General features: G+C 32.1%; 9 protein-coding genes and 1 pseudogene. All 10 read left to right on the top strand.

Going from position 1 to position 9,562, the window contains the following annotated elements; genetic code table 11:
* Positions 1 to 148: 148 nt before the first annotated feature.
* Positions 149 to 616 carry a VOC family protein gene (locus tag ACREV6_RS00460; protein WP_431576083.1) on the top strand — a complete coding sequence of 156 codons (468 nt, stop codon included), beginning with the start codon at positions 149 to 151 and terminating at the stop codon, positions 614 to 616.
* A gap of 266 nt (positions 617 to 882) precedes the next feature.
* Complete coding sequence (locus ACREV6_RS00455) at positions 883 to 1,269, top strand: hypothetical protein (RefSeq protein WP_431576082.1); 387 nt, start codon at positions 883 to 885, stop codon at positions 1,267 to 1,269.
* Between the two features lie 110 nt (positions 1,270 to 1,379).
* On the top strand, positions 1,380 to 1,937 hold the full coding sequence (locus tag ACREV6_RS00450) for a GNAT family N-acetyltransferase (RefSeq protein WP_431576081.1): 558 nt from the start codon (positions 1,380 to 1,382) through the stop codon (positions 1,935 to 1,937).
* A 33-nt stretch (positions 1,938 to 1,970) separates the two neighbouring features.
* Complete coding sequence (locus ACREV6_RS00445; protein WP_431576080.1) at positions 1,971 to 2,246, top strand: nucleotide modification associated domain-containing protein; 276 nt, start codon at positions 1,971 to 1,973, stop codon at positions 2,244 to 2,246.
* A gap of 104 nt (positions 2,247 to 2,350) precedes the next feature.
* Positions 2,351 to 3,220 carry an AraC family transcriptional regulator gene (locus ACREV6_RS00440; protein ID WP_431576079.1) on the top strand — a complete coding sequence of 290 codons (870 nt, stop codon included), beginning with the start codon at positions 2,351 to 2,353 and terminating at the stop codon, positions 3,218 to 3,220.
* Positions 3,221 to 3,643: 423 nt separating this feature from the next.
* Positions 3,644 to 4,780: a C40 family peptidase gene (locus ACREV6_RS00435; protein ID WP_431576078.1), complete on the top strand. Its 1,137-nt coding sequence runs from the start codon at positions 3,644 to 3,646 to the stop codon at positions 4,778 to 4,780.
* A 334-nt stretch (positions 4,781 to 5,114) separates the two neighbouring features.
* Positions 5,115 to 5,795 (top strand): response regulator transcription factor, encoded by a 681-nt coding sequence (locus tag ACREV6_RS00430; RefSeq protein ID WP_431576077.1) that lies wholly within the window; start codon positions 5,115 to 5,117, stop codon positions 5,793 to 5,795.
* A 3-nt stretch (positions 5,796 to 5,798) separates the two neighbouring features.
* On the top strand, positions 5,799 to 7,181 hold the full coding sequence (locus ACREV6_RS00425; RefSeq protein ID WP_431576076.1) for a sensor histidine kinase: 1,383 nt from the start codon (positions 5,799 to 5,801) through the stop codon (positions 7,179 to 7,181).
* A gap of 200 nt (positions 7,182 to 7,381) precedes the next feature.
* Positions 7,382 to 8,773, top strand: a pseudogene (locus ACREV6_RS00420) (urease accessory protein UreH domain-containing protein); the annotation flags it as partial.
* A 54-nt stretch (positions 8,774 to 8,827) separates the two neighbouring features.
* Positions 8,828 to 9,538 (top strand): hypothetical protein, encoded by a 711-nt coding sequence (locus ACREV6_RS00415; protein ID WP_431576075.1) that lies wholly within the window; start codon positions 8,828 to 8,830, stop codon positions 9,536 to 9,538.
* Positions 9,539 to 9,562 lie beyond the last annotated feature (24 nt).

Below are 9,562 nucleotides of genomic sequence, written 5' to 3'. Positions count from 1 at the left end.
TGAGATTTAAAATCTGTTTTGATTGATTACGGAAGCGAATATATTTGAAGAGCCCGGTGCGGTAGTTCCGCACGCCGGGATCTGTACGGGGTGCACTGGGTAACCAGTGCGTCTACCGTGACTAATCCCTATGAGGAGGATAAGAAAGATGAAATATACAAGTACATTGATTGTGGTGAAAGATATGGAAAGAGCCAAGCAATTTTATCATGATGTATTAGGCTTAGATGTTATTGCCGACTTCGGAGCAAATGTGACTTTGACAGGTGGTATTGGATTACAGATTGTTGACACTTGGAATGATTTTATCCATAAACAGGATAGTGAAATTGTTTTCTGCAACAATGCGAGTGAACTGTATTTTGAAGAAGATGATATGGATGGGTTTGTCGAAAAGTTGAAGGATATAAAAAATATTGACTATGTGCATCCACTGATTAAACATTCATGGGGACAGAGAGTGGTGCGTTTCTATGATTTGGATAAGCACATCATTGAAGTTGGCGAAAATATGGTTATGGTTGTTAAACGATTTTTGAATAGTGGTCTTTCTATTGGAGAAACTGCTGTCCGTATGGATGTACCTGTTGATTATGTAAAATCCTGTTTAGAGTAGGAAATGAGGAATATCTGTAATTGAGTTAATACGCTTTTTTAAACACGGGAGGTAAAAATCATGGAGAATAATTTAGATAATGATGAAAAAACATTTGGTGAAAAAATCAAAGATATAGAATACATTGATATGGCTTGAGCCTAATGAATGTATTGGATCTTTGTTTTTAGAACATCAGGCATGGGCAGTTTCAGCGGGTTTAAAATGTATAAGATAGTTCATAATTACAACAGTATAATATAAGGAATTTATAGGAGTGAGAATGCATGAATAAAAATAGACCTTTTATTATAACATTAATTGGAGATATATCTTTTTTAGGTGCTTTATTATCAATAGTAATATCATTATTTCCAAGTTTTTCAGAACGATTTGGAATTTCTATTATACCATTACCTCTTTTTTCAGCGGGTATAATGCAGGTGTTACTGCCTATAATTCTCCTAATAGCTTCTTATGGATTTTTGAGACTTAAAAGATGGGGTTATTGGCTAATGATAATATATAGTATATTTTATTTAGTAGTATATATTATTTGGTGTCAACAAAATAAACAACTATTTCTTTCTCAAAACGTTATAATGACATTTATAGAATTAGTATTTATTTTATCAACAAGAAAATACTTTTCTAAAAAGATTTTTATATCATAATCTGTTCATATTAGGCGTCACATACAATAAAAGTTTGTGGCGTTTTTACTTGTGAGACTTAGGGAAATATTGCGTAACAAATATAATTTATGTAATCGGAGGTAGCTGTATTGGAATCAATTAGTTATAAAGAATTAAAAAAAACTGAAATAGATGTGCCATTATTTACAGGATTTAATCGTTATCAAGAGGTAAAGAAATGTTGGCGTAAGGAAAGTGGAGAATGGATATTAAAAGAAATCTCTTTTATTGAACAGTGGGGTCCAGATAAATATGAATCATTGGTTAAATATCTGTGTAATACTATAAGAACGGGTGGAACAGTATTTGGTGCTTTTCATAATAATGTGCTTGTTGGATTTGCCTCTGTGGAAAGTCAGTTATTTGGTTTACAAAAGGAATATGTGGAACTTTCATACATTCATACATCTTATGAGAGTCGTGGCATGGCAATAGGGAAAAACTTATTTGCTCTTGTGTGTAAAAAAGCAAAAGAGATAGGTGCTAAAAAGCTATATATATCGGGCCATTCATCACAAGAGTCACAGGCTTTTTATAAAGCGATGGGATGTGTGGAAGCTGAGGAATATAATTCTAAATTATTTGCTAAGGAACCATGTGATTGTCAATTGGAGTATAGCTTAAAATGTAATGATTCAAAATCGTAAAAAATGACGAATCAAACGAAAGGAGTATTTTATATGGAAAAAATTGAACGACATAAGGAAATATGTGAAAAATTAAATAAGATATATACCGCAAAGAATAAAGATTATGGAGATAGTTTTAGTGAGGGATTTCAAGAGTATGGTCTTATTATGCCTGCAATTAGATTAGAAGATAAATTACGAAGATATAAACAATTAATTAAGCAGAATGCTGAAGTAAAAGACGAGAGCATTATAGATACGCTATTAGATTTAGCCAATTACTCTATTATGACTATTATTGAAATAGAAAATAGAGATAAAGAGTAATAATGAACAATAATAATTTATATTTTATTTGGACAAATGAAAGCAAGATAGGATAGGAAATAACAGTTATATTTTAGTACAATTTGTACATGGGGGTGAGAAAAATGAATTTTATTCAAAACTTGCAGAGGGCAATCGACTATATGGAAGAACATATATTAGAACCTATTACCTATGAAGATGTTGCAAGGCATGTTTTCATGTCAAGCTATCATTTTCATAGGACATTTAGTTTAGTGACTGGTATTACAGCAAATGAGTATATTAGGAATAGAAGATTGTCCATGGCGGGGCAGGAACTCTCTATATCTGATGCAAAGGTAATTGATATTGCTTTAAAATATGGTTATGACTCGCCCGAAAGTTTTACAAAGGCATTTACCAGATTCCATGGTACTACGCCGAATGTGGCAAGGCGTGCAGGTATGAAATTAAAATCTTTTAATCGCCTTCTCATTAAAATAAAATTGGAAGGTGGTACTGTTATGGACTACAGAATCGAAAAACGAGAAGTATTTAAATTATTGGCTAAGGTTGCAAAGTTTAGAAATGAAACAATTTCAGAAGATGGAAATACTGAAATTCCGGACTTTTGGAAAGAATGTGGTGACAACGGCACATTTAATGTTCTAAAACAAAACACTAGCAAGCATGATATTTATGGAGCTTGTGCACCAATTTCAAAAGAAAGTACACATTTTGATTATGGCATTGGTATGGAATTTAGTGGTGGTAATGTACCGGAGGGGTATACCATATGGGAGGTAAAACCTACATTATGGGCCGTATTTAAATGTATTGGTGAGACTGGGGATTGTATAGGCCAAACATGGGGGAAAATATTTTCAGAATTTCTTCCCGGTTCAGATTATAGCATGATTGATGATACTGACTTTGAATTGTATTCAGAAGACATTAAGGCAGATTGCTTTTGTGAAATATGGATTCCTGTTGAGAAAAAGACATATGCATAATAGGTAGGGAAGTCTATTTTTTTAGTAATAGCCTGTTATAATCAAGAAGATTGATTATAACAGGCTATTTTGATAAAGTCATTTCGCATTCTTGTGCACAGTTAACAATAATACTTATACAGTTTTTCCTTGCTTGAACGTAAACATGCCTTGAAACATTCATAGCATTATTGAGCACATCTATTACACTATCATAGTAATTAGAGAAGTTAAATCTTTACCACAAATCTGGAATCTCCCTTTACCTCTAAAGAATACTCCGTTTTTAAACCATTTTTAATTAGTCATAAAGATATGAATAAAGCTGATAATTAGAAGGATTAACTGGTTTTTAATGTGGACAATCTTCATAAGAACTACATAAGTTTATGATAAATTCTCTCTGTATCTTATAAATTTTAAGAGAGTGAAGGAGATGTACTAATGAAGAATGCCCTGAGAAGTATCGCAGTTATAATTACCTTGATTTTCACTTCAAATGTAACAACACTTGCGATTCCAACAAATGAGAAGGTACAACAGCAGAAGGATTTACTAACGAAAATTCAAGATGAGAGGGGAGCAATTGAAACTAGACTAGAAGAGTTTGATAATGAAATTGAAGAAATCATGACTAAGACAGAAGAAAATAAAGTGAAAATACTCAAAACTAAAAAGGCGATTGAAAGTGCCGCTGCGAAGGCTAAACAGGTTGAAAAGGAAACCCAAAAGGAACAAGAATTATTTAATGTTAGAATGAGAATCTTGTACATGAATGGATTTGATGGTTATTTGAGTGTAATACTTGAGGCAGAGAGCTTTGGAGATTTTGTATCTAGAGTAGAAAACATAAAAACCATTATTGAATTTGATAATAAAGTAGTGGCGGAGTTTAAAGTCGCCAAAAAAGAATTAATTGAAAAGCAGCAAAGTTTAAATAATACAAAGGAAGTATTGCTGAATTTGCAAGTACAAAATAAGCAGAAGCTTGATAAGATAATTATTACTAAAGAGTCGCAAAATAAATTGATAGCTGAACTAAAGAGCAAGGAAATTGTCTCTAAAGAGTTACATAATAAATTGATAACAGAACTAAAAAACAGCAAGGAAAATATTCTTGTAGCACAAATAAGTGAGTCTGAAGTGTCAGCAAGTAAAAGCATAACAAAAATAAATGAAATAAGAAAATCAGCACCTAAATATACACCATCAAGAGGATCAGCTGCTATATCAAATAATGCTATAGTAGCCTACGCTTCTAACTTCCTTGGCACACCATATTTATGGGGTGGAACATCGCCTTCGGGCTTTGATTGCTCGGGATTTACACAATACGTATACGCGCATTTTGGAATATCAGTAGGAAGAACCACCTTTGATCAGATAAATGATGGTGTACAAGTATCAAGAGACAATCTTCAACCAGGAGATTTGGTGTTCTTTGGAACATTTGCTAATCCTCACCACATGGGTATTTACGTTGGGGATAATAATTATATTCATGCTCCTCGTACTGGAGATGTTATTAAAGTTTCAGCTATGGTAAGAAAAGATTATGTAACAGGTAGACGAGTTAAGTAAAAGGTACATATATTGTGCAAAGTACAGTTTTGAAGTTTTTTTAATGAACTTTGCACAATATATATTCACTTTTTTATCTAACATGGTTATAGGACTAATACTACATTTATAGCGTTTTCAAGACATTTTTCTGTAGACATAATTATATTTTGAGGAGTCAAGATATCATAAAAATGAGAGAATCTTTCCATTTATTTTTTCACGGGATTTTACTTTCACACTATTAACTCCTTAAATAGCATATTTTTATATATTATTATAAATATTAGGTAATGATAATAATGACCAGAATTCAAATATGTCAACTACTAAATTAAAAAGGGGTTAATTAAACGTGAATAATATATTGATTATTGAAGACGAAGAAAAGATTTCAGAAATACTAAAAGCATATCTTGAAAAAGCAGGCTATATTGTTTATTGTACTACAAAGGGTATAGAAGGTATAAAACTTTTCGAAAAAATTGAATTTAACTTAGTTATATTAGACCTAATGCTGCCTGACATATCTGGTGAAGAGGTTTGTAATGTACTAAGAAAAATTTCTGAGGTGCATATATTTATGCTTACAGCAAAGAGCACTTTAGAGAATAGAATAGAAGGATTAAATCTAGGAGCAGATGAGTATCTCGTTAAGCCGTTCAGCCCACGAGAACTAACTGCAAGAGTAAATTCTTTATTTAGAAGGCTGAATGTAAATGAATGTGAAACAAAAATTTATAATAATGGTGATTTAGAAATTAATTATGAGAAAAGAATAGTTAAAGCGCGTGGCGAGGAAATATATCTTACACCCAATGAATTTGACATAGTACATATTCTTTCATCTAATGAGGGGGAAATATTTACAAGAGAGAAACTGATTGAAAGAATTATGGGAATAGATTTTCAAGGTTTTGATAGAACAATAGATGTACACATTAAGAATATACGTAAAAAGATAGAAGAGGACACCAGAAATCCTAAATATATATTAACTGTAACTAAAATTGGTTACAAATTTGGTGGTGATTAATTTATGCAAAGCATAAGAAGAAGATTAAGTATTATTTTGGTATGTACCGCTATATTAGCACTTTTATTATCTACGCTTTTTGTAAATATAACAATATCAAGAACCTTTGACAATTACTTAGTTGAGATACAAAATAAGAGGAATATAAGAATAGTTAAATATTTAGAGGAGGTATATAAAAAAAGTGGTAAGTGGAGTGAAAATTCAGGAATAGAAATTATGCATGAAGCCTATATGAGTAACTATTGTCTTACTCTTAAGGAGGAAAATAAAAAAATCATTTGGGGAATGAACCCGAGTGATATGATTCATAATCCTAACGTTCATATGCACATTAAAAATGAAGGGGTTTATACTACAAGCACCTTTGAAATAAGATCTAATAACAAAATTGTAGGATATGTAGAAATAGGACAATATGCTCCAGTACTATTATCCAAAGAAGATGTAGATTTCAAAATTTCAATAAATGAGAGTATTATTCTAAGTGTTGTACTTTCAATCTTAATAACAATATTAATAAGTATATTTATTTCAAAGCAATTTTCCACCCCTCTTAGCCAAATTTCAAAGATTTCAGTTTATCTTTCAAACGGAAATTATGGAGAAAGGTCACATAATAAGAGTAATATTTTAGAGCTTGAAGATTTAAGAAATAGCATAAATATGCTTGGAGAAAAGCTTCAGCATCAGGATGTGCTTAGAAAAAGATTAATATCAGATATATCCCATGAAATTAGAACGCCTCTTAATATTCTCCAAAATAATTTTGAAGCTATGATAGATGGTCTTTTTCCAGTAGATAATGAAAGATTAACTTATCTTAATGAAGAGGTTATTAGATTTGGAAAGCTTTTAGACAATTTAAATACCTTAAAAGAGGTTGAAGCGGAGGAAATATCGCTGTGTATGGAAAAAATAGATTTGAAGGATATTCTTTCCTCAGTGGTAAATGATTTTGAAGTAATAGCGGAAAATAAGAATCTTAACATATCCTTAGAATGTAGCACTAGTAACCCATGTAACATTTTAGGAGACCGTGATAAGATAAAACAGGTTATTATTAATTTACTTTCTAATGCAGTCAAATTTACAGAAGGGTTAGGAAAAATTAATATTACCTTGAAAGAAACTGATGAAAAGGTAATATTAAAAATAAAAGATACAGGCATTGGAATTAATAATGAGGATTTACCTTATATATTTGAGAGGCTATATAGGGGAGACAAAAGTAGACATGAAATAGAAGGCACAGGAATAGGACTCACCATTGTAAAGAATATATTGACACTTCATAAGGCAAGCATAGATGTGAAGAGTAAAGAGGGAAAGGGATGCGTTGTTACCGTGTATTTTAATAGAATGTTGGGATCATCTCATAAATAATATACGCGCAGGAAGATATAAGAAATGAGTACCTAAAATACATTTCTTTATAAAATCTACACATCTTTTTTGTATAATTAAAATTAAGATTTATATTCATAGCATTAAAGGTACAGCTTAATATTCATGAACCTTGCAAGAGAAAGATCCATTTAATATAACATTAAATATTAAAGTAAGAACTTTTAGGAGGTAAAAAAGTGAGCGTTAAAAAAGAAAAAATCAAAGTATTTGACATGACATGTACATCTTGCGAGGCAAGAGTGGAAAGAGCAGTTACAAAATTAGATGGTGTAAAAACCGCTAAGGCTAGTTTCAGCGACCAATCTTTAACTATAGAGTATGATACAGATTTCTGCAACAACGAAAAGATTAAAACTACTATAAAAGCAGCTGGTTATAGTACAGAGAATTCAAATAACCATAAAATAGTGGGTATATTTATAATTGTAGCAGCAATTATATTAATTGGAAATTCAACAGGTGGAATTGATATGACCTCAAGGCTAAACGGTGCTACATATTTTGTTCTATTCATTGTTGGAGTCCTTACCTCAATCCATTGCGTAGGTATGTGTGGAGGAATAATGCTATCACAAAGTATAAATAAAGATAGTAAAAGTAAATTTGATTCCATGAAACCTGCCATTCTATACAACGCAGGTAGAATTGTTTCCTACACTATTCTTGGGGGGATAGTTGGTTCTCTAGGTTCTGTGCTTTCACTCTCATTACCAGTGAAGGCTGGACTTCAAATATTTGCTGGTGTGTTTATGATAATGATGGGACTTAATATGAGTGGCTATAGCTTATTTAGAAAGTTTAATATAAGGCTCCCCTGGTCTGCTTGCAGCATTAAGAAAAAACCAAAAACTCCTTTTTTAGTTGGTGTTCTTAATGGACTTATGCCCTGTGGACCACTTCAGACAATGCAACTATATGCATTAGGAACTGGAAGTGCTTACAAGGGTGCATTAGCTATGCTAATATTTTCTTTAGGTACAGTACCATTAATGCTTACCTTTGGCGCACTATCAGGTCTTATAAGTAAAGGATATACAAAAACTCTTTTAAAATTTAGTGGAATACTGGTTGTAGTTTTGGGTATGGTAATGGGAACTAGAGGACTAGCTCTGGCTGGTGTTAATGTGCCTTCTACAGCTTCATTAGCTACTACTTTATCTGGTAATAAAACATCGGCTTCAGCAACACCTGCTGCTAAACCAATTATAGAGAATGGTGTTCAGATAGTTCGGATGACGGCAGATGGTGCTGGTTATACGCCAAATGGTCTATATATACAGAAAAATATGCCTGTAAAATGGATAATTGATGGTAAGGCATTAAACTCCTGTAACAGCCAAATTATAATTCCTTCTTTAAACATTGAGAAGAATTTAGAGCCAGGCGAGAATGTTATTGAATTTACACCAAAGGATCAAGATATAAACTTCAGCTGTGGAATGGGCATGATTAGGGGTGTATTTAAGGTGGTTGACAATGTGAAAGCTGTGGACACCTCAAAGCCAGATGCTTCAATACCAGCTTCATCAAGTGGAATGCCTGGTTGCAACATGGGTGGAGGAGATTCCACAGAACCTTAAAAACTTATATAACTATAAATATTAGAAGGAGTTGTTTTAAATATGAAAAATAATAAAAAAATTATGATATTGTTAACTTCAGCTATTCTTACTCTATCATTTGTGGGCTGTAGTAGTAAATCTCAAACTATAAGTAAAGACTCTGATGGTGCGCTTAAAGCTTTTAATGCTATTGTAAAGGCGAATCCTAAGAGCAAGGGCTATCACAGTGCTCTTAAGCATTGGGGATTTAAGCTTCCTGCAAATGATAAGTTCGAATGGACTAAAGATATCTCTGCAAATAAAATAGACTTTGCTATGGTAATAGATGCGGATCCATTAATTAAAGCTGGTCTGGATGTTAAAAAGCTAGACCCAAATAAGTGGGTATATAAAGCTGCTGAGATAGAAGGTGGAGTTCAGCTATCAAATAGAATAATTTTTCCTTTTAACGTAAGTGATAAAAAAGAAACTTCAAATGGCTCAGAGGATGCTTTTAGAAGAATCTTAGAGCAAGATCCAAAGCTAATCAAATATATGGCAGATGAAAAACATTATGCTTTAATGCTTGGAGAGGGTAATTCAGTGCACTTTACAGAGAACTTAGGGGCATCTGATGAGGACATGGAATTTGTATTTAAGGCAGAGCCACTAATTAAAGCAGGCTTAGATGTTACAAAACTTCAGGGTACTGGATTTAAATTAGAAGTAGCTGGTAAAGATAATATGGACAGTAAAGATGATCAATTAGTTAAGGGTTATAAATTAAAATAAATTAGTCAGTTATAAATATATACT

Origin of the sequence: Clostridium sp. (assembly GCF_050717515.1) — a bacterium.
Taxonomy (GTDB): domain Bacteria; phylum Bacillota; class Clostridia; order Clostridiales; family Clostridiaceae; genus Clostridium_AD.
The sequence above is the reverse complement of the archived record's forward strand: the minus strand, read 5'-3'. Positions and strand labels throughout refer to the sequence as shown.

Bases quoted from the DNA above. Each gene is read 5' to 3' on its own strand.
- ACREV6_RS00415 (WP_431576075.1), top strand. From the start codon at position 8,828: ATGAAAAATAATAAAAAAATTATGATATTGTTAACTTCAGCTATTCTT.
- ACREV6_RS00455 (WP_431576082.1), top strand. From the start codon at position 883: ATGAATAAAAATAGACCTTTTATTATAACATTAATTGGAGATATATCT.
- ACREV6_RS00435 (WP_431576078.1), top strand. From the start codon at position 3,644: ATGAAGAATGCCCTGAGAAGTATCGCAGTTATAATTACCTTGATTTTC.
- ACREV6_RS00445 (WP_431576080.1), top strand. From the start codon at position 1,971: ATGGAAAAAATTGAACGACATAAGGAAATATGTGAAAAATTAAATAAG.
- ACREV6_RS00440 (WP_431576079.1), top strand. From the start codon at position 2,351: ATGAATTTTATTCAAAACTTGCAGAGGGCAATCGACTATATGGAAGAA.
- ACREV6_RS00425 (WP_431576076.1), top strand. From the start codon at position 5,799: ATGCAAAGCATAAGAAGAAGATTAAGTATTATTTTGGTATGTACCGCT.
- ACREV6_RS00460 (WP_431576083.1), top strand. From the start codon at position 149: ATGAAATATACAAGTACATTGATTGTGGTGAAAGATATGGAAAGAGCC.